Here is a 26483-nt window from a genome sequence, read left to right as displayed (position 1 = left end):
AAGCTGATGATGTCCCTGCCCTGCGCCTTCAACTGCCTGGCCTTCTCGGCGATGACCATGATCGCGCTGGGCTTGGCGCGGCCGACACGCTGGGCGAGCTGGGGCATGGCTTCCTCGGGAAGGTGGGGGTGAGGTAACCGGCGGATTTTAGCACGCGGCCCGAAGGACGCCGCCGACGCCGCCGCCGGGGCGCGAGGCGTTCCAGGGACGGCACCCGACCGCCAGGGCCATTTCGCGGCAACGCGCGAAACGGCCCCTCTCCCGCTACGACACGCCGGAGGAGCTTGGGAACACCAGGCGGGCCCGGCCCTCAGCCGCGCTGGTCGAGCTTCTCGTTCCACTCCTTGATACGGTCGGCCTGGGCCGCCATCAGCGCGTCGACGTCACCCTCGACGGCCACCCGCTCGATGATGTCGCCCTGGCGGATGGCGTTGACCACCTTCTGGTCGTCACCGCCGACGACTTCGCCGAACACGCTGTGCTTGCCATCCAGCCACGGGGTCGGCCCGTGGGTGATGAAGAACTGGCTGCCGTTCGTGCCGGGACCGGCGTTGGCCATCGACAGCACGCCCGGCTTGTCGTGGCGCAGCGAGGGATGGAACTCGTCCTCGAACTTATAGCCCGGGCCGCCGGTGCCGGTGCCCAGCGGGCAGCCGCCCTGGATCATGAAGTCGTTGATGACGCGGTGGAACGACAGCCCGTCATAGTAGCCCCTGCGTGCGAGATTGACAAAACTCGCGACGGTCACCGGCGCCTTGTCTTCGTGCAGGCGCAAGTGGATGGGGCCGCGATTGGTATCGAACGTGACGTTGATGGTCATGGCAATCCTGAGGGGCTGGAGCGAAAAGGCCGGCAAGGATAGCGCAGCGGCCGGCCGTCGCCAGTGAATGGTCCGCTCAGTGCAGCGCGGGCGTCTTCGTGCCGTGCTCGACGACGGGCGCCGGCGCAGGCGCGCCCTGCAGCAACTGGTGCAGCTTGAGGTAGACCGCGTTGGTCCAGCCGAAGCCGATCACGTTCGTGGTGTAGCCGGCGGTGATCCTGACGTCCGCGTTGCCGAGCGCCATGTTGTATTTCTCGCGGATGGTGCCGTCATGGGCGAAGCCGGTTTCCACCGTGCCCATGAACTTGCGCGCGAGGCGTCGTGCGTCGCCGTGGAAGCCGTAGGCGTCCAGCCCCGAGATCGCCAGCCAGTTGGTGGGCGCCCAGCCGAACGGCTCGTCCCACTGCGCACCGCTGCTCAGGTTGTCCATCGACAGGCCACCCTTGCGCTCGAACACCGCCAGGTGCTTCGCCAGCGCGGCGGCCTGTGCCTTGGAGGCGAGCCCGGCCCACAGCGGCCAGTACGTGGTGACGTAGGGCTGGGTGGATGGCTTGCCGGCGATGAAGTCGTAGTCCATGTACATGCCCTGCCCCGGCCGCCACAGGTACTTGTCCATGGCCGCCTTGCGGCGCGCCGCCGCGTCGGCCCACTGCTGCGCCTCGGCCACCTTGCCCAGTTGCAGGGCCAGGTCGTGCAGGTCGCGCTCATAGCGGTAGAGCAGGCTGTTGAGGCCCACGCCGGCGTAGTGGTGCGTGGTGCCGCCGTAGGGACCGAAGTGGAAGTTGGTGTCGAAGCCCGACTCGCGCATCGCGCGGTCGCCCAGGTAGTAGTCGGCACTCAGGCGATACCCCCTGGCCCAGGCCCCGGCACAGACCATGGATGCCTGGACGTCGCAGCTGGCGGCCTTGAGCTTCGCCGCCTCGGCCGCGTCCGGGTGCTCGGAGGCTTTCACCAGGTAGCCGGGATCCTGCTTCGGATGCGCCAACACCCAGGCGATCACGCCCCGGTAGTACTCGCTGCCGTGCATTTCCGGCACCGGGCCCTGCCCCAGGTCGAAGTAGCGCGCGAGCCCGGTCTCACCCGCGCGGTGCTCGGGCCGCGTCCAGATGCGGTAGTTCGCCACCACCAGCGGATAGGCATGCGCCAGCCAGGCGTGGCGCGCGGCCTCGCTTTTGAAGGCGCCGGGCGCCGCCAGCACATCGGACACCATGCGGCTCAGGAACGGCGGCTGCGAGCGGGTCAGGTAGTAGGAGCGGTTGGCGTTGAGCACGCCGCCGTAGTGCTCGACCTCGAACAGCATGTTCTCGGTCATGTCGCGCGCCAGGGCGTCGCGGTGGTCGGCGAGCAGGCCCAGCTGGATGAAATAGCTGTCCCAACCGTACATCTCGTTGAACTGCCCTCCCGGCACCACGTACGGCCTGGGCAGGTAGAGCAGGCCCTCGGCCGGGAGCGCCGAGGGCATCAGGGCGCCCAGCCGCTCGATGCGCCGGGGCAGCGTGCGCACCTCGACCTTGCAACGGCTGGCGACCTCGTCGATGCCTCCCGGCTTGGGGAGGTCCGCCGGCAGGTAGAGCACCGGGCGCGCGTCCATCTTCGGATCGTGCAGCGCCGAGCAGTCCTCCAGCGAGCGCGTGAGGGTGTCCCAGGCCTTGTGGATGTACGCCTGCGTCCGGGCGGGACTTGGCGTCGCGGCGCCGGCCGCAGTGGAAAGGACCAGCGCGGTGGCGCCGAGCAGGGAAACGATCCGCGGACGGGTCTTCATGGATGGGCTTCCTCTTGCGGTGGGGCGAGGTGGCGCTCGAAGAACGCCACGATGGTGCGGTAGGCCTGCCTGGATTCGGGCAGTTCGGGGTCGGAGAAAAACGAATGCCACATGCCTTCCCACACGTGCAACTCGGCCGCGACGCCGGCCTGGGCCAGCAGCGCCTGGCTGTGCACCACCGCACTCATCGCCATGTCGCGCGTGCCGGTGATCAGCAGGGTGGGCGGGAAATGCTTCAGCAACCCGGGCGAAAGGCCCGGCTGCACCATCGGGTCGTTGGCGTCGGTGCCGCGGAAGTACGGCAGGGTGGCCAGGTCCAGCGGCTCTGCCGGCACGCCCTGGCCGTTGAGCAGCGGCCCCACGTAGGCCGAGTCGCCGGCGATGGTCACCAGCGAGCCGCAGAAGGTGCCGATCGCGCCGGGCACCGGCACGTGGTCGGCGATCAAGCGGGCCACCGCCTCGCCGGTGAGGATGCCGCCGGCGGAGCAGCCGTAGATGCCGATCTCCTCCGGGCGATAAGTCTCCAGCAGTTTGCGGTAGACCGCTTCGACGTCCTCGCTGGCGGCCGGGAAGGCGTGCTCCGGTCCCTGGCGATAGTCCAGCGTGATGACCCGGATGCGACCCAGGCTGGCGATCGGGATCGCCTCGACCAGCCCGCCGCTGCCGGCGCCCCACAGGAACGCCCCGCCGTGCAGGTTGATCAGCACGCGGTGACGATTGGCTGCGCTCACGCCCTGCGCCGGCAGCACCACGTCGGCACCGACGCCGGCGATGGTGTCGTGGCGGACGGTGACCGGATAAAGCTTGCGCATGCGCGCGGAGCGGTCGCTGTTGAGGCGGTCGTAGAAGCGCCGGCTCTGCTCGATCGGTGCGGTCAGCGGCGGCGCCTGGGCACCGGCGGCGAGCATTTTCGGGAAGAACGCGCGCGCCTGCGGCGAGGCGAAGCGCGAATAGGGAATCGCCACCGAGGCGGCGGTCACCGTGCCGTCGGGCTTGATGCCTGCCTGGTCCGCGGCCCATGCCGCGGCAGGCAGCAGCCATGACAGCAGGGCCAGCACCATGGCGCGGGCATTCATGGCGTGGCCTGCACGGGCCGGCGCGTGAGCACGGCGCGACCATCGCGGCCACGGCTGACGCGGATGTCGTAGTACGCGCCGCGAAAGGCGACGTGGGTCAGCGTGAAGGCATGCCACGCGGGCGGCAGGATCGGCGGATAGGCCTCGACCAGGCCATCGGGCCGCAGCCGCAGGCCGGTGAAACCGTACTCGATGGTCTGCAGCAGGCCACCCGCGGCGGTGATGAAGTAGCCGGTGTTGTTGTTCGGCGTCTCCGTACGCACGTTGAAGGGAGGATGTATCACGCCGGCATGGCGGTTGCGCTGGAACCAGGCGTTGGCCTCGGCGGCATCCCCGAGCGTGGCGGCGTAGATCGCCATCGGCGCCAGGCCCATGCTGTTGGGATCGCGATGCGAGCGTGTGATCGGCGCCATCGCATAGTCGTAGTCGCGCTGCCGCACGGTGCGATCCATCGACAGGTCGAGCGAGGGGTAGGCGAGCATCGGCAACGAACTGCCGCCCCAGGAATCGATGTCGTGCGGCACCGACGGATCGAAGTCCAGGTGATGGCCCGCCGACGCGTCGAACGGGATGTACAGCCTGCCGGCCACCTGCGCCCATCGGGGATCGGCTGTTTCGCCAAGCACCACGGCGGCCTCAGCCGCCAGGCGCAGCGCCTTGCGCGCGGAGACATTGGTGAAGGTGTCGTTGGGCACGTCGTTGTAGTCCTCGTCCACCGAGGTGACGTGCCGGATCTCGTAGCGCCCGCGCCCGGGCTCCCAGGTCGCGCGGCTGGCCCAGAAGTCGGCCACCGCGCGGATCACCGGCCAGCCATGGCTGCGCAGCCAGTCCTTGTCGCCGCTGGCCAGCCAGTACTGCCACTGCGCGATGGCGACGTCGGCGTTGACGTGGATCTCGCGCTCGCCCAGCACGTAGGCCGGGTGCGGCGTCTGTTCGGTGCCGTGCTGCGGATCGGACTCCCACGGGTACATCGCGCCGCGCAGCCCGCGCGCCTGGGCGCGGGCCTGCGCCGCCGGCAGGGTGCGGCTGCGGAAATCGATCAGCGAGCGCGCCCGCTCGGGATGCAGCGGCAGCAGTGCCGGGAATACCCAGGTGTCGTTGTCCCAGAACACGTGCCCGGTGTAGCCCGGCGTCAGGCCACACGCGCCGCTCGGCCAGGCGGTACCCGGCGTGGTGTTGGACAACAGGTAATAGAGGTCCGAATGGACCACCTTTTGCATCTGTGGATCACCCTCGATGAGGATGTCCGAGCGCCACAGATCGTGCCAGGCGGCAACGTGGGCCTCGCGTAGCTGCGCAAAGCCTTCCCCCCGTGCCTTGCGGACCAGCGCCAGGTCCGCCTGCGCGTCGCCACCCCAGCCCTCGCGCGACAGCGCGACGAACTTGCCGAAGGTGTAGGTCCGGCCCCTGCGCACTTTCGCTTTCAGCTCGAGCGAAAACCGCCACGGGCTGCGGTAGACGCTTGCATGGGTCGGGCCGAGCCCCGCCGGCAGCGCCACCGCGACCGCCTCGGCCATGCCCAGTCCCTGTTCGGCGCGACCGTCCAGCGACAGGGTCAGCGCCTTCGCATCGCCGTGCGCGTCGAGCACGTGGGTGTCGCCGTGGTACCACAGCGGTGCACGATCCGCGGTGGCCGGGGGAATCGCCTCGAGCTTGAGGTTGTTCGCCGCCACCGCCTCCTGCATCTGCTCCCCGGTGAGCTTCGCCAGGTCGAAGCGCGGCTGGTGCGGCGCCCACAGCGCCAGCGGGAAGGACAGCTCCACCTCGCCGTCGAACTCCGGGGTGATCGACAGTTGCGTCGCCGCCAGGTGCGGGGAGGCCTGGCTGACCAGCGTGACGACCTCGATGCGCGTGGCGCGCCCGTGGTCGTCGTAGCGGTAGCGCGTGGTCAGCGTGCCGTCGTGCAGGTCCAGAACCTGCCGGTAGTCCGCAAACACCGCCGGATCGAGCGCGACCTGGTTCAGCCAGAAGTGGCCGGCCTGCGAGTTGCCGGTGCTGTAGTCGATGCCGCTCCAGCCGGGAACCGCCGCGGGGCGGGAGACGTCGCCCCTGGCGTAGTCCATGAAGGCGACCATGTAGCTCAGGTTGTCCTCGGTACCGCGCGGCGCGCTGAACGTGGTGAAGTAGCCGTTGCCGAGCTGGGTGGGAAAGTAGCTCGGGAAATCCCGCGACGTCGCGGTCAGCAGAAAACCGGGGTCGGTCGCGGCCGCGGGTGCGGAGAGCGCGAGCGCAGCGCAGGCGATCAGCCACAGCAGCCACAGGGCGAGGCCCTCGAGTGGGCCCCTCCCCGACAGCAAGCCTGCAGGAGCGCACCCCGTGCAGGACCGGGGCGCGTTTACGCTCACGGCGAGGCCTCACGCACCAGCTTCGCCTTGCCGCCGGCGTCACGACCGACGTGCACGTCGAAGCGCTGCCCGCGGAAATGCACGCCCTTGAGCGTCAGCCCGGCCCAGCCCGGCGGCAGCACCGGCGCGTACTTCTCGCTCAGGCCGTCGTCGTCGATGCGCAGGCCGGTGAGTCCATAGAGCATGCTCTGCAGGAAGCCGGCCGACGTGGCCAGGATGTAACCGGCATTGTTGGCCGCCGTCTCGGTGCGGACGTTGAACGGCGGCTTGAGGAACCCGACCAGGTTGCGGTCGATCCACGCACCGGCCGCCGTCGCATCGCCCAGCTCCGCGGCCCCGACGGCCATCATCACCATCATCATCTCGTTCGGGTCGTCGCCGTGGCTCTTCAGTGCCTGCAACTGGAACGCGAAGTCGTTGCGGCGTACCTGCGGCGACATCGGCAGGTCCAGGTTGGGGTACATCAGCCAGACCAGCGACGAACCCATCCAGGTGATCTTGTCGTGCGGCACCGACTTGTCGAAGTCCAGGTGGCGTTGCGCGGACCCGTCGAACGGGATGTACATCTTGGCGGCGATCTCGCTCCAGCGCGGATCGGCCCGGGCGCCGACCACGCGCGCCGCCTTCACCGCGATTTCGAGCGCCTTGCGCGCGGCGGCATTGGTGAACGAGTCGTTCGGTACGTCGTTGTAGGCCTCGTCGGGCGAGGTGACGTGGTGGATCTCGTAGCGGTCGTGCGCCTTGTCGTAGGTGACCCGGCTGGTCCAGAACGTGGCGATGCCCTCGAGCACCGGCCAGGCGCTGGTCCTGAGCCAGTCCTTGTCGCCCGTCGCGAGGTAGTACTGCCACTGCGATATGGCGATGTCGGCATTGACGTGCACCTCGCGGTAGACCTCCCAGGCGAAGTGCGGGGTGACGTCCACGCCGGTCTGCGGATCGGCTTCCCACGGGTACATGGTGCCCGCCACGCCGTACTGGCGGGCGCGCGCCCGCGCCGGTGCCGTGGTGCGGTCGCGGAACATCACGATCGGCCGGGCGCGCTCCGGGTGCAGCAGCAGCAGCGCCGGGAACACCCACGAGTCGCTGTCCCAGAACGCGTGGCCGGCATAGTTCGGCGTCAGCGCGCAGGCGCCCATCGGCCAGGCGGTACCGACGGTGGAATTGGACAGCAGGTAGTAGAGGTCCGAGTGGACCGCCTTCTGCACTGCCGGCTTGCCTTCGATCACGATGTCGGACTGCCACAGCTTGTGCCATGCCGCCTGGTGTTCGGCCAGCAGGCGGTCGAAGCCGGTCGTGCGCGCGGCATCCGCCATGGCGAGCACGTCGCCGTGATCGTCCCAGCCCTCGCGCGAGAGCGCCAGGTATTTGGTGAACACGTAGCGCCGCCCCTTGTGCAGGGTCGCGGTGATCTCCAGCGACAGCTTCGTCGGCGAGCGTTCCAGCTTCACCGCATCGGGCGAGAGGCCTGCGGGCAGGCCGATCGCGGCCGCCTCCACCATGCCCAGCCCCTGCACGGCCCTGCCCTTCAACTCGAGCGTCAGCGCCCTGGTGTCGCCATCGGCCGACAGCACCTGCGTATGACCCGGATACCAGACCGGGGCACGGTCGGGCGTGGGCACCGGCTTGTTGTCCAGGGTCTGGCCGCTGGCGATCACCGCCGCGATCATCTGCTCGCCGCCCATGCTGGCGATCGGGAAGCGTGGCTGGTGCTCGGACCACAGCCGCAGCGGGAAACTCAGCTGGACCGGACCATCGAACTGCGGCGTGATGGCGATCTGCGTGGCGGCCAGGTGCGGCGCGGCCTGGCTGACGAAAGTGGTGACCTCCACGTCGCTGGCCTTGTTGGCGTAGCGGAAGCGGTAGTGCGTGGTCAGCGTGGCGCCGTGCATGTCCAGCGTCTGCGCGTAGTCCTGGAAGATGCCCGGGTCCAGCCGGGTACGGTTGAGCCAGCCGCCGCCCGGGTTGTAGTCGATCTCGCTCCAGCCGGGAATCGCTGCCGGACGCGAGATGTCGCCCGGCTTGTAGTCCATGAACGCGACCATGTACGCGGCGTCGGGCTCGGTGCCGCGCGGCGAGGTCATGGTGGAGAAGTAGCCGTTGGCCAGGTAGCTCGGAAAGTAGCTGCCGAAGTCCCCGGCGGTGGCGGTGAACAGGAAGCTCGGGTCGGTGGCGGCGCGTGCCGGCGCCGGGCCGGCCGCGACGAGGAGCAACGCAACCGGAACCAACGCGTCCCGGCAAAGGCAGGCAAGCAGGCGACCGGGCTTCATCGCGCCTCCGCGGCTGGATCGGAAAAAAAGCGCCTGCGCCCGCCGGGGAAGCGGGCGCAGGCGATCCGGGGTCGAATCAGAACATCCTCATCAGAACAGGTACTTCACCTGCAGGTTGACCTCGCGGCCTTCCAGCGGACGGGCCAGGATCACGCCGGTGGTGCCGGCGGCCGAACCGAAGATGCGCGAGTTGCTCTCGGTGAGACCCAGCTCGTTGGTCATGTTGGTGCCCTGCAGGCGCACCTGCCAGCTCTGCTGGATATTCGCGACCACGCCGAAGTCCCAGGTGTGGTAGCTGCCCAGCTGCTGCAGGCCGGAAATGTCCTGCGTGTGCGCGCCGACGTGGGTGAAGGTCACGAAGGCCAGCACGTCGCCCCAGCCGAACGGGATGTCGTAGCTGGGCGTGAACATGTAGCGCACCTTCGGCTGACGCTGCAGCTGCACGCCGTTGATGTTCGCGCAACCGTTGCCGGCGACCGGGTTGGTGTAGGGCAGGCACGAACGGTTGTGCGAGTAATGGCCGTCCAGGTAGTTGCCGACCAGCTGGAACTTCAGGTGCTCGATCGGGCTCCAGGCGGTATTGAGGTTCACGCCCTTCGAATCGGACCCGTAGGTGCTCTGCGGCCCGTTCGGCACGCCGGCCGCGTCGGTCGGCTGGTAAAGCAGGCCGTTGAACTGGCGGTGATACACGGTGATGTCGGCGTAGAACTGATCGCTCTGGTACTTGAAGCCGCCCTCGAAGTTCTGGATCTTCTGGATCGGCGCGGTATTGCCGGTGGTGTTGCCACGGATGCCGTTGTCGAAGTCGTCGAAGTGCGCGCCGCGGTTGGCGCGGAAGTACACGCTCATGTTGTCGGCGATCTCGTAGTTCACGCCGAAGGTCCACGACGGGTGGGTCTTGTCGTAGCGGGTATGCGCGAACGTGCCGTCGCACACCGGCACCGAGTTGTCGTAGATCGTGCTGTCGTTGCCGTCCAGGTTGACGTTGGTCAGGTTGCAGACGTTGTTGACGGCATTCTGGTTTTCGACGCGGCCGGAGAGGTCGATCAACCATTTGCCGACGCGCCAGATGTCCGACAGGTAGAACGCCTTGTTGTTGGCGGTGCCGTGCTGGGCGATGTTGAAGCCGCCGTAGTCGAGGAAGCCCTGGCTGTCGGTCAGCTGGTTGACCCCGTTGGCATCGACATAGCTGACTGTGATCGGGCGTGCGTTGGGCGTGTTGGTCATGAGCATCTGGTTACCCAGGGCCCACTTGTCGTCCATCGTGTAGTGCGCCAGGTACAGGCCGGCGGTGAGCGTGTTGCCGTCGAAGATTTCCTTGCTCAGCCGGAAATCGTTGTTGATGTTCTTCAGGTGCTTGTGGATGAACCACCAGCCCTGGTGGATCACGCTCTGGTTGGGATCGACCGCGCCACCGTCCACGTAGGTGGCGGTCGCCGAGCCCGGCGCGAGATTGAAGGCGCCGATCTCGCTCTGGTCGGTGTAGAGCATGTCGTTGAGGCTGCCGGGGTTGGTGCCCGAGAACAGCGCATTGGTGTCGACGTCGCCGCCGTCGACCAGGAACTTGTCCGACAGGTTCCAGCCGTTGCCCAGGTCGTAGTCGAAGTTGCCGCCGAAGAAGGCGAACTTCGCGCCGCGGCCGTCGGCGAGGTCGGCGCTGGTACCGCCGCCCGGGTAGCCGGGAAGGTTCACGTGCTGGATGTACTTGCTGTTGTAGGTGTCGGTCAGCGGATCGAAGCCCGGATAGGCGTGGAAGTTGTCCGTGCCGCTCTGCAGCAGCGGAATCGGCGTGATGAACTGGTTCTTGTCGTCCAGGTAGCGCGCGTACAGCGTCATCGAGCCGTTGTCGCTGTCGTGGGTCAGCGTGCCGGTGAGCTGGCCGCCCTTGTCGGCGGGGAACTGCGGATCACGCACGCCGTCCGAGTCGCGGTAGAAGCCACCGACGCTGCCGTACCAGTCCTTGGCGATCGGGAACCCAAAGAAGCCGTCGACGCGCTTGAGGTTCTCGTTGCCGTAGGTGACGCCGATGCTGCCGGAAGGCACCTCGGTGCCCTGCTTGAGGATGAAGTTGGCGGTCGCGCCGATCTGGCCGTCGCCGAACACCACCGACGGGCCGCCCTGCACGATCTCGGTGCGGTCGACGGTGTCGTCCAGGCGGAAGATCGAGGTGGTCTCGAAGAACGACAGCGTCGGCATGCCGTACAGCGGCGAGCCCATCATCTGCGTGCTGAAGTACGGCGCGTCGCCGCCGCCCGGGAAGCCGGCGATCTCGATGTTGGCGCCGGTCTGGCCGCCGGTGGACTCGGGCCACAGGCCCGGTGAGATCTTGAGCAGGTCGGCCGTGCTCTTGGGATTGGCCATGCGGATCTGCTCGGCGGTCGCCGTCGTCACCGAATAGCTGGTATCGATCTTGCGCAAGCCACCGGTGGCGGTATTGCCGGTCACCACCACCTGCTCGAGGTTCTTGGCGTTGGCGGCGCTGGGCTTCTGCTGTTGCGCCTGGGCGTTCGCCGGTGGCGCGGCGTTGGTTTGCGGCGCGGTGTCCTGCGCCTGGTCGTCGTTCTGCGCCAGCGCAAGGCTGGGCAGGAGGCAGGCGGCAATCGCCGCGGATAAGGCCAGTCGCACGTGCTTGTTCATCAGCTTCGCTCCCCGCATAAGTGATGTTCAGACGGCTCGGACCGCGCAAGCAGCCCTGCCGCTTCGCCTTTGTTGCGCCCCGCTTGTGTGCCTTGCGCCTGCGGCATCTTGCCGCGAGCGCGCACATGTTTGCCCTGCTTTGACAGCGCTGTCAATTCGCCTTGCAGCAAATGCCTCCGTCGTCCCTGCACGTGGCTGCCGGGGCGGTGGACTCCCGCAGCTCCAGCGAAAACGGGGCCTGCACCATCGCGCCCGGGCCACGGCCGCGCAGGCTGTCGAGCAACTGCAGCGCGGCGATCCGCCCCATCTCCCGGCTGGGCTGGTGGATGGTGGTGAGCGTAGGCCAGATCTGGCGGGCGATCGGCGTGTCGTCGAAGCCGCAGACCGAGACGTCCTCTGGCACCGACAGGCCATGTTCGCCCGCCGCCCAGATCACGCCGGCGGCCATGTCGTCGTTAGCGGCGAACACCGCGGTGGGCCCGCGTCCGTGCGGCAACGAGAACAGCCGCCGCGCCGCGGCCACGCCGCTGCCGAAGGAGAAATCGCCCGCCACCTCCAGCTCCGGATCGGACGGCAGGCCGGCCTCGGCCAGCGCCGCCCGGTACCCGGCCAGCCGCCACTGGCTGGCGCCGTGATCGGGGTGGCCGATGACGTGCGCGATGCGCCGGTGCCCCAGCGCCAGCAAGGTCGCCATCATCCGGCGCGCTGCTTCGGGCTCGTCGATGAAGGCGCCGATCGTGCCCGCATGGTCGATCGGGGAGACGCTGGCGTAGAGCACGCGCCGCTCGTGCAGGCGCTGCAGCAGCGCGGGGTGGTCGGTGATCGGCGGGGTCAGCACCAGGCCGTCGGGACGATGGTGCGAGATCAGCCGGTCGACGCGCTCGACGAAATCCGCCTCCTCCATGTGCAGCGGCCGCACCATCATGCTGTAGTGGTGCAGGTCGCAGGCCTCGAGCACGCCGGCCTGGATCTCGGTGAGGTAGTTCGACGAGGGATTGTCGTAGAGCATCGCGATCAGGAACGAGCGGTTGCTCGCCAGGCTGCGTGCCGACTGGTGCGGGCGATAGTCCATCGCCGCCATCGCCGCCAGCACCTTCTCGCGCGTGGGCGCACGCACGTTCGCTTCATCGTTGAGCACGCGGGAGACGGTCTTGGGCGACACCCCCGCGGCGCGTGCCACATCTTCCAGGCGAACCCGCATGGCGCGTCCTGCTTCGACAGCTGATGGCGCCCGACTATGCGTGCTGTGCCGGCCGCGCACAAGCGCGCCGACGGCTACTCCAGGTCGAGCGCCGCCCGCGTGAGTGCCTGCGCGCCGCGCGGATGCCCCACGGGCGTGGCGATGTCGGTCGGCCACGGCGCGTTGCCGTACAGGTGCGCCCACAGACGGTCCAGCGCGGCATAGCCGTACGGCAGCAGCGGCAGGTGGCGCTCGCCGAAGCCCGGCAACGGCAGGAAGGCATCGAAGTGCTGCGCGTGCGGCACCTTCCAGTACAGCGGGTGGCGGCCTTCGGCACGCAGCCAGGCGACGTAGGGCTCGGAGGTGAAGGCGGTCGGCAGCAGGCCGTCGTCGGCACCGTGCACCACCCACAGCGGCAGGTCCGCGCGCGGCAGGCGCGCGACGGTCGCCTCGACGCCCGCATGCAGTGCCCGGGCGGTGGCGCCATCCCCCTCCCACAGCGCGCGCAGGCATTGCTCGCCTGCCAGCGTCGGATCGGCCGAACCGTCCGTGCCGCCGAACAGGCCGATGCCGTTGCCGGGCGGGATGCCGGCGCTGTCCGACCACCAGGCCGCGCGCGTGGCCGCATCGCCCACGCCGGGCGTACCGTCCGCCCTGGCCGCCGCATAGCCGAAACCGCAGGGCATGTCGGCCGGGCCGCGGCGCAGATAGGCCGAGGCGTATCCGGCAGCGATCGCGCGCCACAGGTCGAACGCGGTCGTCGTGGCGGCCACCTGCATGGCCGCATCGGTCCAGCCCGACGCGCGCAGGCGCTCGTAGGCCTCGGCCGCCTGCGCCGCGGGCGTGCCGGCCTGGACCTGGCCCTGCGCATGCAGGCTGGCGCAACGCTGCGGCCACCCCCCGGTCATCGGCGCGCGGGCGAACGGCACCGCGTCGAAACGCGGGTCGGTCAGCGCGCAGGGCAGCCAGATCGCCGCCTCGGTGACGTAGTCGTAGAGCTTGCGACCCCGCCCCGCCAGTTGCACGTTGGGCTCCAGCGCGACGACGCCGTCGAGCAGGCGCTCGTCGTCCAGGCCGGCGGCCTGCAGCACGGCGCCGCCGCCGTTGGAGAGGCCGGTGGCGATGATGCGGGTGTTCTGCGGCGTGAACGGCGCCAGCTCCGGATAGGCGCGATCGAGCATGGCCAGCCCGAAACGCGCCGCCTGCAGCACGTGGCGCCCCCAGTCGGCCTCCGGATTGTCGCCCGAGTGCAGGTGCTTGACGGCGATGCCCGCACCGCCCGGCGCGGGGGGCGGGGTAAATTCCAGTGGTGCCTCGCCGCGCCTGGCACGCCGGCCATCCAGCGCCACGCCGCTGTCGTCGGCGTAGTCGAAGAAGCCGCTGCCGGCGCCCTTGTCGGTGTAGGCCACCGCGCAGCCCCTGGGCAGGCCCCAGGCACCGGCCAGCGCGATCGCGCCGTAGATGCCACGCGATCCGGACGAGGCGGTGACCACCAGGCAGCGCCGGTCCCTGTCGAATCCGTCCGGCGCCTGCAGCAGCACGCGATGGGGCTGGTGCGCGCCTGGAATCCAGGCGAAGGCCTGGTACTCCCGCCCGGGCACGGCGGGCACGCGCCCATAGGCCTGGCCATAACCGCCCAGTGGGCCGAGGTCGGCGATGCCTTTCCAGCTCATCTGGATCGCGCGGCGGCGCAACTCCTCCGCGGTCGGATGGGCCGGGTCGGCGAACGGCACCGGCGCCCCGGCAAGGCCGGCAAGGCCCAGCCCGGCACTGAGCAGGTCGTCATGGTCGCGGTGCGCGGTGACGCGCACTTCGCCCGGCACGAAATCGAGGGAGGACATGGCAGGCTCCACCGCCGCGGCGTGAGCGGCACCGCCGGCCAGGGCCGGCACCAGCAACAGGGTCAGGCGCTTCAGGAACGCGTTCATCCGGGCACCTTAGCAAGCGCGCGCGCAGCTGCCATCGTACGAAGGTCGGTAGGCGCACGCCTTGTGCGCGATCGCAGGCGTGGCGCGGGGACCGGGATGGCGCGGCCCCACCACGGGCGATCGCGCCGGGCTCGCTCCCACAGGGGAGTGAACTCGACGCGAAGGCGCGCGCCCGCTACTTTGCATGGCCATGCCTTCCCTGCTGATCGCCGACGACCATCCGCTGTTCCGCGCCGCGCTGCGGCAGGCGGCGATCGCCTGCGTGCACGGCTGCGCCGTCAGTGAGGCGGCCGACCTTGCCGATGTCCTCGCCGCGCTCACCGCGGCGCCCGACACCGATCTCGTGCTGCTCGACCTGCACATGCCCGGCAGCCAGGGCCTGTCCGGCCTGGCCGCATTGCGCGGCCAGCATCCGGGCGTGGCGGTGCTGGTCGTCTCGGCGCACGACGAACCGCGCACGGTGCGGCGCGTGCTCGACCACGGCGCCGCGGGCTTCATCCCCAAGAGCGCCAGTCCGGCGCAGATCGGCGAAGCGATCCGCGCCGTCCTCGATTGCGGCACCTGGATCCCGCCGGACCTCGCCAGGGCGGTCGAAACGCTCGCCCCCGACCCGCGGGACACCGACCTCGCCGCCCGCCTGGCGCGCCTGACGGAGCAGCAGTACCGCGTGCTGGCGCTGATCGGCGAAGGCCTGCTCAACAAGCAGATCGCCGATCGCCTGGCGATCCAGGAACGCACGGTCAAGGCCCACGTGACCGCCATTTTCGAGAAGCTGGGCGTGCGCAACCGCACCCAGGCCGGATTGCTGCTGCGTTCGCTCGACCTGGGCGAGCCCACCCGCGTCTTGTAGGCGCGCTCCCCCGCGCGACCACGGCGCATGCCGCTGCCGCACGGGTGCACTCCTACAAGGGATCGAGCGACAGGCTGCTGTTGAACTCCCGCACCTGCCCGTTCAGCGGATCGACGAACGCCAGCCCGCGCGCCAGCAGCTGCAGCGGCCGACCGAAGTCCTCGACGCCACGGGGCTGCAGCCGCGGATACAACCGGTCGTTGCGGATCGGCGCGCCGAGCGCCGCCATGTGCACGCGCAGCTGGTGCTTGCGTCCGGTATGTGGCTCGAGCGCGTAGCGCCACAGCGACGCGCCGCGCTCGATCACCTCCACGCGCGTTTCGCTGTTGGCCTCGCCCTCCCCTTCCCGCATGCGGAAGAACGGCTCGCCCGCCTCCAGCCGCGAGCGGCGCACGTGCGGGAAGGCCAGCTCCGGCAGCGGCGCGGCCAGCGCCTCGTAACGCTTGGCGATGCGCCGCTCCCGGAAAAGCGCGAGATAGGCGTCGCGCGTGGCCGGCCGCGCCGAGAACAGCACCAGCCCGGCGGTCTCGCGATCGAGCCGGTGCAGCGGCACCAGCGCCGGGTTGTCCAGCCGCCGAACGAGCCGCGCCAGCAGGGTCTGCTGCACGTAGCCGCCGGCCGGGAGCACCGGCAGGAAGTGCGGCTTGTCGGCCACCACCAGGTGCTCGTCGGCATGCAGGACCACCTCCTCGCCGGGGATCACCGGCTCGTTCTCCACCTCGCGGAAGTACCGCAGCTTCATGCCGGGGCGGTAGGGCGTGTGCTCGTCGATCGGCGTGTCGCGGGCGTCCAGCACGCGGCCACGGCGCACCCGGTCCAGCCACTGCGCGCGGGCAATGCGCGGGAAGCAGGCGCAAAGGCCGTCGAGCGCGGTCGTCCAGTCGCCCGGGGGCAGGTGCACGGTGCTGGGGGCGGGGGCGTGGGTCATCCGCCCAGCTTAGCGCCGGCCGCCGCGTACAATGGCCGATTACCCGCACCAGGCACGCCCATGGCCCTCAACGCCACCATCCACAAGGCCGAGCTGTCGATCAGCGACATGGACCGGCATTACTACGCCACGCACGCGCTGACCCTCGCGCGCCATCCATCGGAAACCGAGGAAAGGCTGATGGTGCGCCTGCTCGCCTTCGCGCTGCATGCCGACGAGCGGCTGGAGTTCGGCAAGGGCCTGAGCGACGAGGACGAGCCGGCACTGTGGCGGCGCGCGTACACCGAGGAGATCGAGCAGTGGATCGAGCTCGGCCAGCCGGACGAGGCGCGGATCCGCAAGGCCTGCGGCAAGGCGCGCCAGGTGGTGGTCGTCAACTACGGAGGACGCGCCGGCGACATCTGGTGGGACAAGATCGGCCCCTCGCTCGCGCGCCACGCGAACCTGACCGTGCTCGACATCGACGAGGCCACCGTGCGCCAGCTCGCCGCGCTGTGCGAACGCGGCATGAGGTTGCAGTGCCTGGTCCAGGACGGCGAGCTCCAGCTGATCAGCGGCGACACGACCGTCGCGGTACGGCCACGCGCCCGCATGGGCGAATACGCCGCCGCCTGAGGAGGAAGACGCCATGCCCGCCGGGCCCCGCACCGCGCTGCTGTTGATGGACCTGCAGGAAGCGATCCTGCAGAACTATCCGGACGAAGGCCTGCTCGATCGCATCCGCACCGCGCTTGCCGCCGCACGGCGGGCCGGCCTGCCGGTGGTCTGGGTGCGGGTCTGCTTCCGGCCCGGCTATCCAGAGGTGTCGCCGCGCAACATGATGTTCTCCAGCATCCGGCAGACCGGACGCCTGCGCGAGGACGATCCGAAGAGCGCCATCCATCCCTCGCTCGAGGTACAGCCGCAGGACGTGGTGGTCACCAAGCGCCGTGTCGGCGCGTTCGCCGGCAGTGACCTGGACGTGGTGCTGCGCGCAGCCGGCATCGAGGCGCTGGTGCTGGCCGGCGTGGCCACCAGCGGGGTGGTGCTCTCGACCGTGCGCCTGGCGGCGGACATGGACTACCGCCTCACCGTGCTGTCCGACGGTTGCGCCGACGCCGACCCGGAAGTACACCGAGTGCTGACCGGAAAAGTGTTTCCCCGCCAGGCGACCGTGCAGACGATCGCGGCCTGGGTGGCCACCCTGTAGGAGCGCACTGTGCGCGACCGTGTTCGCCGCGAGGGTCGCACACGGATGCGCTTGCGCAACGGCGCTCCTACACCCGCACCGCCGCGGTCACCCGCTGCAGCAACTGCCGCAGCGCCAGCGGCTTGAGCGGCTTGTACAGCACGCCGATTCCCGCCTCCAGCAGGCGCTGGCGCAGCTCGCCGTCACGGTCGGCCGTGAGCATGACCGTCGGCACGTCCGGACGACGTACGCTCAGTTCGCGCCATACCTCCCAGCCGGTGCGGCCGGCATCGAGGTGGTAGTCGAGGATGTGCAGGTCCGGCTGCCACGGCGCCGCCAGTGCCTGCGCCGGATCGCGCGCGGCATGCACCTGCCAGCCCCAGCTGGTGAGCAGCGCGGTCAGCGCGGCAAGCGCGGCCGGCTCGTTGTCCAGCACCAGCGCCCGGCCGGCCGGCAGCGGCTGGGGCACGGCCGTGGTCGCGGGCGGTGCGGCCGGCGTCCGTGCGAGCGGCACGCCCAGGTCGAACACGCTGCCGCGTCCCGGCCACGAGCGCAGCCCCAGCGGATGTCCGAGCAGGCCGGCCATGCGCTGGGCGATCGACAGGCCCAGGCCCAGCCCCTGCCCGCCCGCCGCGCTGCCGCGGCGGAACTCCTGGAAGATCATCACGCGCTCCTCCGGCGCAATGCCCGGCCCGGTATCCCACACCTCCACCCGCAGCTGCGTGCCGCAGCGGCGCACGCCCAGCAGCACGCGGCCACGTCCGGCATGGCGCAGGGCGTTGGAAAGGAAATTCTGCAGCACGCGGCGCAGCAGCTGCGGGTCGGACTGCACCCAGGCGCGGGTGCCGACCACGTCCAGCCGTACGCCACGGTCCTGCGCGATCGCACCGAACTCCGCAGCCAGCGGGTCGAGCACTTCGGCCAGCGGGAAAGTACGCGGCTGCGGTTGCAGGCGGCCGCCTTCCAGCCGCGCGATGTCGAGCAGCCCGGCGAGCAGGCCCTCGGTCGCCGCCAGCGCGCCATTGAGATTGCCGGCGATGGTGGCGTCGGCACCGTGCTCGGTCAGGGTGTGCGCGAACAGCTGCGCCGCGTGCAGCGGCTGCATCAGGTCATGCGTGACCGCGGCCAGGAAGCGGCTCTTGGCCTCGTTGGCGCGCTGCGCCTCGGCGCTGGCGGCCGCCAGCGCACGGGTGCGTTCCTCCACCCGCAGCTCGAGCGTTTCGTTGGCGCTCCTCAGGGCCTCTTCGGCCCGGCGGAATGCGGTGACGTCGGTGAAGGTGGCGACGAACCCGCCACCGGGCATCGGGTTGCCACGGATCTCCACGATCGTGCCGTCGGGAAAGCGCCGCTCGGACAGATGCCGGGTGCCGGCCTGCATGTGGGTGAGCCGGCGCTGCACCCGCGCCTCCACGTCGCCTGCGCCGATCAGCCCCTCGCCGATGATGAAGCGGGTGAGGTCGGCCACCGGGCGGCCGACCTGCAGCATGCCCGCCGGGTACTGGAACAGCTCCGCGTAGCACCGGTTCCAGGCGACCACGCGCAACTCCGCGTCGACCACGCAGATGCCCTGGCTCATGTTCTCGAGCGCCGCTTCCAGCACGCGCTGGTTGAAGCGCAGGTCCTGGGTGGCCTCGCCGACGATGGCCGCGACGGTGTCGAGCTGCGCGCGGCCCTGCCGGTGCACCACTTCCAGCAGCAGCCGCGCCGAGGCCGCGCCGATCACCGCGGCCAGTTCGTGCTCGACGGCATCGACCCGCGCATGCCCGGCTGCCCCCTGCGCCGGTGCCGTGGCGAACAGGTGCTCCACGCGCTCCGGCGGCAGGAAGCGCTCGGCCAGCGCGCGCAACTCGGCGACCCCGACGTCGCCGACACCCACCACGCGCGCGGCCTGGCCGTAGCGCGACTGGGCCACCAGCCACATCACCGCCAGGTTGGCCGCCAGGCTCAGCACCACGGCACGCCCGAGCTGGCTCCATTCGCCCAGTCCGAGCAACTGCCCGGGCGACAGCCAGGCGAGCCCGAGCGGTCCGTGCAGCAAACCGGCCGGCATCGCCGGCCACAGTGAGGGCAGCACCACGTAGAGCCAGACCAGCGTGCCGCAGGCCAGGCCCGCGGTGACCGCCCGCGGCCCCACCTGCGGCCGGTAGACGGCGGCCAGCAAGGCCGGCGCGAGCCCGGCCAGCGCAGAGAACGAGATGGCGCCGATGTCGGCCAGTGCCTCGTGACTGGCCAGCACCCGGCTGTAGCCCCAGGCCAGCAGGATCACCACCACGATCGCCACCCGGCGCTGATTGATCACCTCGCCGCGCAGGTCGCCGCGCTCGTCGCGGCCCCAGCCGGCGCGTACCCGCAGCGGGGCGATGAAGTGGTTGACGATCATCAGGCTGAGCGCGAGCGTGGCGACCACCACCATGCTGGTGGCGGCGCTCAGGCCGCCGAGGAAGGCCACCAGCGCCAGCCCGTGCTGTTCGCGCGCCAGCGGCAGGGCGAGTACGTAAAGGTCGGACGGCACGCCGCTGGGCCCCAGCCACGCATCGCCGAGCTTTGCCAGCGGCAGGATCGGCAGCGCGATCAGCAGCATGTACAGCGGGAACAGCCAGCGCGCCGTGCGCAGGTGGCTGCCGTCGCGGCACTCGACCACGCCGGCGTGGAACTGGTGCGGCAGCGTGAACATCGCCAGCGCGCCGAGCAGGATCAGCGCGGGAAAACCGTTGGCCTCGTGCGGCACCGCCACCGGCGGCGGCAGGCCGGGCGGCAACGGCGCCAGCAACAGCGAGCCCAGCGCCAGCATGGCGCCGAGCTTGAACAGCGACTCGAACGCCATCGCCAGTACCAGTCCGCGGTTGTGCGCGGTGGTACTGGCGCGACGGGTGCCGAACAGCATCGCGAACAGCGCCATCAGCAGGGCGATGTACAGGGCGCTGTCCTGCCATGGTTCGGACTCGGCCAGCTGGCCGTGGCTGAGCAGCATGTAGCTCATCGCCACGGCTTTGAGCTGCAGCGCGATGTAAGGGACGATGCCCAGCACGACGACCGCGGTGACCAGCGCCGCCAGTCCCGAGTGACGGCCCAGCCGCACCGCGATCAGGTCGGCCAGGGAGCCGGCGTTGTATTCGCGCGCGAGTTCCACCAGTCGCCGCAGTACGGCGATCGCCAGCAGGTACATCAGGATCGCGCCGACGAAGGTGGGCGGCAGCCACCAGCCCGAGCGGCTGGCCTGGGTCACCGTGCCGTAAAAGGTCCACGAGGTGCAGTGGATCGCCAGCGACAGCGCGTAGACGATCGCCCAGCGCTTCTCGAACAGCCGCGGGCGCCGCTCGCCGAGCAGCGCGACACCGAACAGCAACCCGAGCCAGCAGGCGGCGGCGAGGGCGATCAGGGTGGGACTGGGCATCGCGCGATCAGCTCCCTCTCCCCGCCGGGGAGAGGGTTGGGGCGAGGGGCCGGGGCTCGCGGGGAACGACGCTCATGCCGCCCGGCAGCGCAAGGCTGCAGAACCTCGAGGGCACTTCCTTGAACCCCGGCAACATCATGGCAAGCCCCGGTCCTCTCCCCGCAGCGGAGAGGGAGCAGAACGGATCATCGGCTGGGTGGCAGACCCAGCGCGCGCACGGCATCGACCAGCCAGCGCAATTGCACGCCCTCGCGCGTGTCGTAGTCGGCTCCGGAATATCCCCACCAGTCCCAGCATGCCTGCGGATTCAAGGGCGCGAAGCTCGCGCGTGTCTGAGGGTACAGCACGGCCACGTCGTAGGCGTCGGCCCAGCGGTTGAAGCCGGCGTCGCGCACGAACGCCTCGCCCACCGCCTGGGCGTTCTGCTTGCAGCCGTGCAACGCGACCAGCAGGCCGCAGGGCTTGCCGGCGGCACAGGATGGCGGCAGGTAGAGGTAGCCCTCGTCGGCGAGGAAGGCATCCTTGCCGCCGGGGCGTAGCGCGTTCTGGTCAAACGTGCGCAGCTTGCCGCGCGGAGCGGCGACGGTGCGGGTCGGCTGGCCGAACAGTTCGGTGAAGATGGCGCCTGCCGCATCGAAGCCGCAGTGGCCCAGGAACGGCGACACCGACTTGCCGCAGTCGTCGCCCTTGCCTGCCACCGGCAGGTTGTGCGCAAAGGCGCGCCCGCCGTCGTCGTGCACCTGCATGCGCTTCAGGCCCGGCACCCGGTCGCGCAGCGTTTCATAGAACCGCGCGCCGGCTTCGGCTACCACCGGGGCGACCAGGGCATCGTCCTTGCCGTGCAGCAGATAGACGCGTGCATTGGCCAGCTCGGCAAGCTTGCCGATGCTTCCGGCGTCCGACAGCTTGCGCGCACGGGCGACCAGCGTGTCCACGTCCGGTGCCGGCGTGCCCTTCATGCAGCTGCCGAGCGCGCTGGCGAGCTGCCCGCCGGCACAGCCGTACGGGCCGCCGGCCACGAGGGCGGCGCCATGGAAGACTTCCGGGTAGGCGATCTGCGCCTGGGTAGCCATGTAGGCACCGGCGGACAGGCCGGCCACGGCGACGCGCGTGGGGTCGAGCTTCAACCTCGGCAATGCCGGAGCGTCGGCCGCGTGGGTGAGCGTGGTGGCGAGCAAGGCGGCCAGCAGGCCGAGGGTCTTGCGCATGTCGAGCTCCGGCATTTTTTTCGTGGGAGCGCACAGGTGCGCTCCTGCAGGATGACGTTTCCGGCAGGCAGGAAAGGCGCCGGGTGGCGGGGAGAGGCTGTCCCGGCACCTCTCCTGCTGCAGGAAAAGGGGCGGCGTCAGAACGCGTACTTCGCGCTCAGCGTGACCATCCTCGGCGCACCGTAGAAGCCCGTGTAGATGCCCAGCACGCCGACGTTGTAGCCGGTGGTGCGGTAGGACTTGTTGGCCAGGTTGGTGCCCTGCAGGCTGAGCGACCAGGGCTCGTTGATCTGCCAGATGACGCCGGCGTTCCACAGGCCGTACGCCGGCTGCGCGATCAGCGGCGACAGCGTGGTCTCGGGATAGACCATGGTCTGGTAGGTGTAGTTGACCCGGGCCGAGATGCTGCCGCCGCTGGACAGCGGCGTGGTGTTCTCCAGCGACAGTCCACCGGACCACTTGGGCGCGTTGGTGAACTTCTGCTGGTCGGCGATGTTGACCCCGCCACTCATGTACTCGGTGTACTTGGTGTGCAGGTAGGCGACGTTGCCGCGCAGCGTCCAGTTTTCGGAAGGCTTCCAGGCGAATTCTTCCTCCAGGCCGTCGATGTGGCCCTTGCCCGCGTTGGTGAAGTCACCGAAGAAGCCCTGGCTGCCGTTGGGCAAGGTGTAGGAGCTGAACACCGACAGCTGGATGTCGGAGTAGACATTGTGGAACAGCGCCGTGTTCATCATCAGCGCGTCGTCGAAGAAGCTCATCTTGCTGCCCAGTTCGAACGACTGCACTTTCTCGTCGTCGATCGGTCGGCACGAGTCCGGGATCGCCACGCAGTTGGCGCGGATGTTGTAGCCGCCGGAGTGGAAGCCCTCCGAATAGCTGGCGTACAGCTTGACCTGGTCGCTCACGCTCCAGTCCAGCGAAACCTTCGGCGAGACGTTGTTGGTCGCGTGGGAGCCGCTGAAGTCGGCCAGCGTGGCGATCGGGGTGGTGAAGGTGTCGTCCGAGTAGCCGAAGTTCTGGATCAGCGCGCTCTTGGTTTCATGCGTATAGCGCAGGCCGACGTCCAGGCTCCAGCTGGGGCTGATGTCCCAGGTGAAGTCGCCGTAGCCGGCATAGCTCTTGGTGCCCATGCTGCCACCGGTGCCGCCGTACTGGGTCAGGCCCAGCGTGGAGTACGGGGGCGAGCCGAGGAAGATGTTGTGGATGTGGCCATTGGCGGTGCCGTCGAAGTAGTACACGCCGAACACGCCGTGCACGGTGCCGCCGGCGTCGTAGTTGGCCTGGAATTCCTGGCTGAACTGGTGGTCGCTGTAGACCGCGTTCACGTCCGCGATCTTCTCCGGCAAGGTGTCGAAGTCGATGTTGGTGTCGGTGTAGGAGCCACGCACGGCGGTGACCGACTTCAGCGACCAGTCCTCGCTGGCGATCCAGTTCATCGTCAGCGCGGTGCCGTAGAGCTTGGTGTGGTTGAGCTGGGCGAAGCCGCTGCGGGTGTCGAAATCGCTGTCCAGCGGCGGGTAGGCCGGGTCGAGCACGTTGACGGCGAGCATCTTGGCGCCGCGCGGGTTGGAGTTGTCCCGCACACCGTCGACCGACAGCTGCATGTTGAACTGGCTGGAAGGGAAGAACCCGATCGTCGCCCGGGCGGCGTTGGTGTTCTTGTTGCCGTTGCGGCTGCCGGTGAGGATGTCCTGGCCGAAGCCGTCGTTGTGGCCGCTGGCGTAGGCGATACGGCCACGCCACACCTGGTCGGCGCTGGCCCCGCCCAGGCTCGCCTTGACGTCCTTCTCGCCGTGCGTGCCGGCGGTGACTTCCACCGAGCCTTCGGTCTTCACCGGCAACGGGTTGGAGACGTACTTGATCGCGCCGCCGATGGTGTTCTTGCCATAGAGCGTGCCCTGCGGGCCGCGCAGCACCTCGATGCGGCTGACGTCGAAGACGTCCAGCACCGCGCCTTGCGGGCGGGCGAGATAGACGTCGTCGAGATAGATGCCCACGCCCGGGTCGAAGCCCCAGGTCGGGTCGGCCTGGCCGACGCCGCGGATGTAGGCGGTGAGCGTGGTGTTGGAGCCGCGCGCGGCGTAGATCTGCAGCGAAGGCACTTTGCCCTGCAGGTCGGAAAGGTTCTGCACGTTCTGCTTTTCGAGCGCCTGCGCGGTGAAGGCGCTGACCGCGATCGGCACGTCCTGCAGGGTTTCCTCGCGCTTGCGCGCGGTGACCGTCACCTGCTCGAGCTGCTTCGCGTTGACCGGCTTGCCGGCTTCCTGCGGCGGCGTGCCCACGGACTGCTGCGCCAGCGCCGGCATGGCGAAGGCCATGCCGATCACCGTCCCGATGGCCAGACTCAGATGCGTGCGTTGCATGACTCCCCCTTCCCTTCTGATCGCAACCGTCGAGGGTTGCCATGAGGACGCAGCCATCGACGATGGATGCCGTGTGATGCACGGATCCTAGGCAGGGGAACCAGGCGGGGCACTTGTACCTTCGTACAGTGCCCGGCCCCCGGGGCGCGACCGATACTCGCCGGGCATTCGCAGATCGCGGCGCTGGAACGTGCCGCCGGGGGAAAAGGCTCGATGGCATTCCTGATCGTACTGGCCGCGCTGGCGTTCCTGATGATGGCCGCCTACCGCGGCTACAGCGTCATCCTGTTCGCGCCGGTCGCGGCGCTGGGCGCCGTGCTGCTGACCGACCCGGCGCTGGTGGCGCCGATGTTCACCGGCCTGTTCATGGACCGGATGGTGGGCTTCCTCAAGCTCTATTTCCCGGTGTTCATGCTCGGTGCGGTGTTCGGCAAGCTGATCGAGCTGTCCGGCTTCTCCAAGGCCATCGTGGCGGCGACCATCGGCCTGGTCGGACGCGGCCGGGCGATCCTCTCGATCGTGCTGGTATGCGCGCTGCTGACCTACGGCGGCGTGTCGCTGTTCGTGGTGGTGTTCGCGGTCTACCCGTTCGCAGCGGAGCTGTTCCGCGCCAGCGACATTCCCAAGCGGCTGATCCCGGGCACCATCGCGCTGGGCGCGTTCACCTTCACCATGGACTCGCTGCCGGGCACGCCGCAGATCCAGAACATCATCCCGACCGCCTTTTTCGGCACCACCGCCTGGGCGGCGCCATGGCTGGGCACGATCGGTTCGGTATTCATCCTCCTCGCGGGCCTCGCCTACCTGGAGTCGCGCCGGCGCAAGGCCGCCGCCGCGGGCGAGGGCTACGGCACCGACCTCGCCAACGAGCCGGCGCCGTTCGGGCACGGCAGGCTCGCCCATCCGCTGGTCGCGCTGCTGCCGCTGGTGCTCGTCGGCGTGGCCAACAAGCTGTTCACCGACTGGATCCCGCGCGCCTACGGCCCGACCGCCTCGTTCGCGCCCAGCGTGGTGGGGCCGGCCGAGCCGGTGGTGCAGCAGGTCTCCAAGGTCGCCGCGATCTGGGCGGTGGAGGGCGCGTTGCTGGCCGGCATCCTGTGCGTGCTGGCGTTCGCCTGGCGGCCGGTGGTCGCGCGCTTCGCCGAAGGCAGCCGCAGCGCCGTCGGTGGCGCCCTGCTCGCCTCGATGAACACCGCGTCGGAATACGGCTTCGGTGCGGTGATCGCGGCCCTGCCCGGCTTCAAGCTGGTGGCCGACGGGCTGCACGCGATCCCCCACCCGCTGGTCAACGAGGCGGTCACCGTCACCGCGCTGGCCGGCATCACCGGCTCGGCGTCCGGCGGCATGGGCATCGCGCTGGCGGCGATGGCACACACGTTCATTGCCAACGCGCAGGCGGCCGGCATTCCGATGGAGGTGCTGCACCGCGTGGCCGCGATGGCCTCGGGCGGCATGGACACCCTGCCGCACAACGGCGCGGTGATCACCCTGCTGGCGGTGACCGGGCTGACGCACCGGCAGGCCTACCGCGACATCTTCGCGATCACCGTGGTCAAGACCCTCGCCGTGTTCGTGGTGATCGCACTGTTCGCACTGACGGGGCTGGTCTAGCCCGACCGGCACGGGCGCCCCCGGACGCAGCCGTCGGCACGCGGTCGCGCGAGGCCGCGCCCGTACCGCTTGCCGGGCCGGTCCCGGGCGTTCATCCGCGGCACGGGCAAGTTGGACGGCAAACCCGTATAATCCTTGGGTTAATTCCTCCGAAACTTCACGTGGCGGCTTACCCAGCGCCGCCCGGGCCTGTGCCATGTCCATCGAAAAACTGCGCAATATCGCCATCGTCGCCCACGTCGACCATGGCAAGACCACTCTCGTCGACCAGCTGCTGAAGCAGTCGGGCACGCTGTCCGAACGCACGGTACTGGCCGAGCGCGTGATGGACTCCAACGACCAGGAAAAGGAACGCGGCATCACCATCCTGGCCAAGAACACCGCCATCAGCTGGCAGGGCAACCGCATCAACATCGTCGACACCCCGGGCCACGCCGACTTCGGCGGCGAGGTCGAGCGCGTGCTGTCGATGGTCGACACCGTGCTGATCCTGGTCGATGCGATGGACGGCCCGATGCCACAGACCCGCTTCGTCACCCAGAAGGCCTTCGCGATGGGCTTCAAGCCGATCGTGGTGGTGAACAAGATCGACCGCCCCGGCGCGCGTCCGGAGTGGGTGGTGGAGCAGGTGTGGGACCTGTTCGACCGCCTGGGCGCCACGCCCGAGCAGATGGAATTCCCGATCGTCTACGCCTCGGCGCTGAACGGCTACGCCTCGCTGGACGAGAACGCCCGCGAAGGCGACATGACCCCGCTGTACGAAGCGATCATGCAGCACGCGCCCAAGCCGGAGGTCGACCCGGAAGGCCCGTTCCAGATGCGCATCAGCCAGCTCGACTACAACAACTTCGTCGGCGTGATCGGCATCGGCCGCATCCAGCGCGGCACGCTGAAGAAGAACATGCCGGTCGCGGTGATCGACCGCCACGGCAAGAAGCGCCAGGGC

17 protein-coding genes are annotated in these 26483 nt (G+C 69.5%); 5 read left to right on the top strand and 12 right to left on the bottom strand.

All coding sequences use genetic code 11. From position 1 onward, the window contains the following. Window positions 1-310 precede the first annotated feature (310 nt). From VFH59_RS03450 to VFH59_RS03415, 8 genes are all read right to left on the bottom strand, one after another. Window positions 311-820 carry a peptidylprolyl isomerase gene (locus VFH59_RS03450; RefSeq protein ID WP_325163490.1) on the bottom strand — a complete coding sequence of 170 codons (510 nt, stop codon included), beginning with the start codon at window positions 818-820 and terminating at the stop codon, window positions 311-313. Between the two features lie 76 nt (window positions 821-896). Beyond that, window positions 897-2582, bottom strand: coding sequence for a trehalase family glycosidase (locus VFH59_RS03445; protein WP_325163489.1), 1686 nt, complete (start codon window positions 2580-2582; stop codon window positions 897-899). After that, window positions 2579-3658, bottom strand: a complete 1080-nt coding sequence (locus VFH59_RS03440) for an alpha/beta hydrolase (protein ID WP_325163488.1) — start codon at window positions 3656-3658, stop codon at window positions 2579-2581. Before VFH59_RS03440 ends, VFH59_RS03445 begins: the two co-directional genes overlap by 4 nt. Next, window positions 3655-5955: a glycoside hydrolase family 65 protein gene (locus tag VFH59_RS03435; protein ID WP_325163487.1), complete on the bottom strand. Its 2301-nt coding sequence runs from the start codon at window positions 5953-5955 to the stop codon at window positions 3655-3657. The genes VFH59_RS03440 and VFH59_RS03435 overlap by 4 nt, the downstream gene beginning before the upstream one ends. A 44-nt stretch (window positions 5956-5999) precedes the next feature. After that, the gene (locus VFH59_RS03430) at window positions 6000-8270 is read right to left on the bottom strand and encodes a glycosyl hydrolase family 95 catalytic domain-containing protein (protein ID WP_325163486.1); all 2271 of its coding nucleotides are present in this window, start codon (window positions 8268-8270) and stop codon (window positions 6000-6002) included. 90 nt (window positions 8271-8360) lie between these two features. After that, entirely contained in the window at window positions 8361-10907 is a 2547-nt protein-coding gene (locus VFH59_RS03425) for a TonB-dependent receptor (RefSeq protein ID WP_325163485.1), read from the bottom strand. Between the two features lie 151 nt (window positions 10908-11058). Then, window positions 11059-12108: a LacI family DNA-binding transcriptional regulator gene (locus VFH59_RS03420; RefSeq protein ID WP_325163484.1), complete on the bottom strand. Its 1050-nt coding sequence runs from the start codon at window positions 12106-12108 to the stop codon at window positions 11059-11061. Window positions 12109-12182: 74 nt separating this feature from the next. Beyond that, window positions 12183-14015 (bottom strand): 3-hydroxybutyrate oligomer hydrolase family protein, encoded by a 1833-nt coding sequence (locus tag VFH59_RS03415; protein ID WP_325163483.1) that lies wholly within the window; start codon window positions 14013-14015, stop codon window positions 12183-12185. A 190-nt stretch (window positions 14016-14205) separates the two neighbouring features. Here VFH59_RS03415 and VFH59_RS03410 point away from each other — a divergent pair, with 190 nt between their 5' ends. Next, complete coding sequence (locus VFH59_RS03410; protein WP_325163491.1) at window positions 14206-14865, top strand: response regulator transcription factor; 660 nt, start codon at window positions 14206-14208, stop codon at window positions 14863-14865. Between the two features lie 52 nt (window positions 14866-14917). On the opposite strand, the gene VFH59_RS03405 is transcribed toward VFH59_RS03410, so the two are convergent. Then, a complete protein-coding gene (locus VFH59_RS03405) occupies window positions 14918-15793 on the bottom strand; it encodes a pseudouridine synthase (protein WP_325163482.1) in 876 nt (291 codons plus the stop codon). 60 nt (window positions 15794-15853) lie between these two features. Here VFH59_RS03405 and VFH59_RS03400 point away from each other — a divergent pair, with 60 nt between their 5' ends. Together VFH59_RS03400 and VFH59_RS03395 are read left to right on the top strand one after the other, a co-directional pair. Beyond that, window positions 15854-16408 (top strand): YaeQ family protein, encoded by a 555-nt coding sequence (locus VFH59_RS03400; RefSeq protein WP_325163481.1) that lies wholly within the window; start codon window positions 15854-15856, stop codon window positions 16406-16408. Window positions 16409-16421: 13 nt separating this feature from the next. Further along, a complete protein-coding gene (locus VFH59_RS03395; RefSeq protein ID WP_325163480.1) occupies window positions 16422-16982 on the top strand; it encodes an isochorismatase family cysteine hydrolase in 561 nt (186 codons plus the stop codon). 67 nt (window positions 16983-17049) lie between these two features. On the opposite strand, the gene VFH59_RS03390 is transcribed toward VFH59_RS03395, so the two are convergent. The 3 genes from VFH59_RS03390 to VFH59_RS03380 all read right to left on the bottom strand — a co-directional run bounded on the left by VFH59_RS03390 (window position 17050) and on the right by VFH59_RS03380 (window position 23926). Further along, complete coding sequence (locus VFH59_RS03390) at window positions 17050-20355, bottom strand: hybrid sensor histidine kinase/response regulator (protein ID WP_325163479.1); 3306 nt, start codon at window positions 20353-20355, stop codon at window positions 17050-17052. Window positions 20356-20540: 185 nt separating this feature from the next. Beyond that, complete coding sequence (locus VFH59_RS03385; protein WP_325163478.1) at window positions 20541-21563, bottom strand: PHB depolymerase family esterase; 1023 nt, start codon at window positions 21561-21563, stop codon at window positions 20541-20543. Window positions 21564-21700: 137 nt separating this feature from the next. After that, window positions 21701-23926, bottom strand: a complete 2226-nt coding sequence (locus tag VFH59_RS03380; protein ID WP_325163477.1) for a TonB-dependent receptor — start codon at window positions 23924-23926, stop codon at window positions 21701-21703. 213 nt (window positions 23927-24139) lie between these two features. On the opposite strand from VFH59_RS03380, the gene VFH59_RS03375 reads away from it, so the two are divergent. After that, window positions 24140-25537: a GntP family permease gene (locus VFH59_RS03375; protein ID WP_325163476.1), complete on the top strand. Its 1398-nt coding sequence runs from the start codon at window positions 24140-24142 to the stop codon at window positions 25535-25537. 196 nt (window positions 25538-25733) lie between these two features. Beyond that, window positions 25734-26483 (top strand): GTP-binding protein (locus tag VFH59_RS03370; protein ID WP_325163475.1); only part of this gene is annotated, 750 nt, incomplete at its 3' end.

The sequence above is a fragment of the Frateuria sp. genome (assembly GCF_035695185.1).
In the GTDB taxonomy this organism is placed as follows: domain Bacteria; phylum Pseudomonadota; class Gammaproteobacteria; order Xanthomonadales; family Rhodanobacteraceae; genus Frateuria_A.
This window is presented reverse-complemented; position numbering and strand designations above follow the sequence as displayed.

What these genes read in the sequence shown, in the direction of transcription:
- VFH59_RS03380 (WP_325163477.1), bottom strand. Translation starts at nt 23,926, where the DNA reads ATGCAACGCACGCATCTGAGTCTGGCCATCGGGACGGTGATCGGCATG.
- VFH59_RS03415 (WP_325163483.1), bottom strand. Translation starts at nt 14,015, where the DNA reads ATGAACGCGTTCCTGAAGCGCCTGACCCTGTTGCTGGTGCCGGCCCTG.
- VFH59_RS03450 (WP_325163490.1), bottom strand. Translation starts at nt 820, where the DNA reads ATGACCATCAACGTCACGTTCGATACCAATCGCGGCCCCATCCACTTG.
- VFH59_RS03425 (WP_325163485.1), bottom strand. Translation starts at nt 10,907, where the DNA reads ATGAACAAGCACGTGCGACTGGCCTTATCCGCGGCGATTGCCGCCTGC.
- VFH59_RS03410 (WP_325163491.1), top strand. Translation starts at nt 14,206, where the DNA reads ATGCCTTCCCTGCTGATCGCCGACGACCATCCGCTGTTCCGCGCCGCG.
- VFH59_RS03405 (WP_325163482.1), bottom strand. Translation starts at nt 15,793, where the DNA reads ATGACCCACGCCCCCGCCCCCAGCACCGTGCACCTGCCCCCGGGCGAC.
- VFH59_RS03440 (WP_325163488.1), bottom strand. Translation starts at nt 3,658, where the DNA reads ATGAATGCCCGCGCCATGGTGCTGGCCCTGCTGTCATGGCTGCTGCCT.
- VFH59_RS03375 (WP_325163476.1), top strand. Translation starts at nt 24,140, where the DNA reads ATGGCATTCCTGATCGTACTGGCCGCGCTGGCGTTCCTGATGATGGCC.
- VFH59_RS03390 (WP_325163479.1), bottom strand. Translation starts at nt 20,355, where the DNA reads ATGCCCAGTCCCACCCTGATCGCCCTCGCCGCCGCCTGCTGGCTCGGG.
- VFH59_RS03395 (WP_325163480.1), top strand. Translation starts at nt 16,422, where the DNA reads ATGCCCGCCGGGCCCCGCACCGCGCTGCTGTTGATGGACCTGCAGGAA.
- VFH59_RS03420 (WP_325163484.1), bottom strand. Translation starts at nt 12,108, where the DNA reads ATGCGGGTTCGCCTGGAAGATGTGGCACGCGCCGCGGGGGTGTCGCCC.
- VFH59_RS03400 (WP_325163481.1), top strand. Translation starts at nt 15,854, where the DNA reads ATGGCCCTCAACGCCACCATCCACAAGGCCGAGCTGTCGATCAGCGAC.
- VFH59_RS03445 (WP_325163489.1), bottom strand. Translation starts at nt 2,582, where the DNA reads ATGAAGACCCGTCCGCGGATCGTTTCCCTGCTCGGCGCCACCGCGCTG.
- VFH59_RS03385 (WP_325163478.1), bottom strand. Translation starts at nt 21,563, where the DNA reads ATGCGCAAGACCCTCGGCCTGCTGGCCGCCTTGCTCGCCACCACGCTC.
- VFH59_RS03430 (WP_325163486.1), bottom strand. Translation starts at nt 8,270, where the DNA reads ATGAAGCCCGGTCGCCTGCTTGCCTGCCTTTGCCGGGACGCGTTGGTT.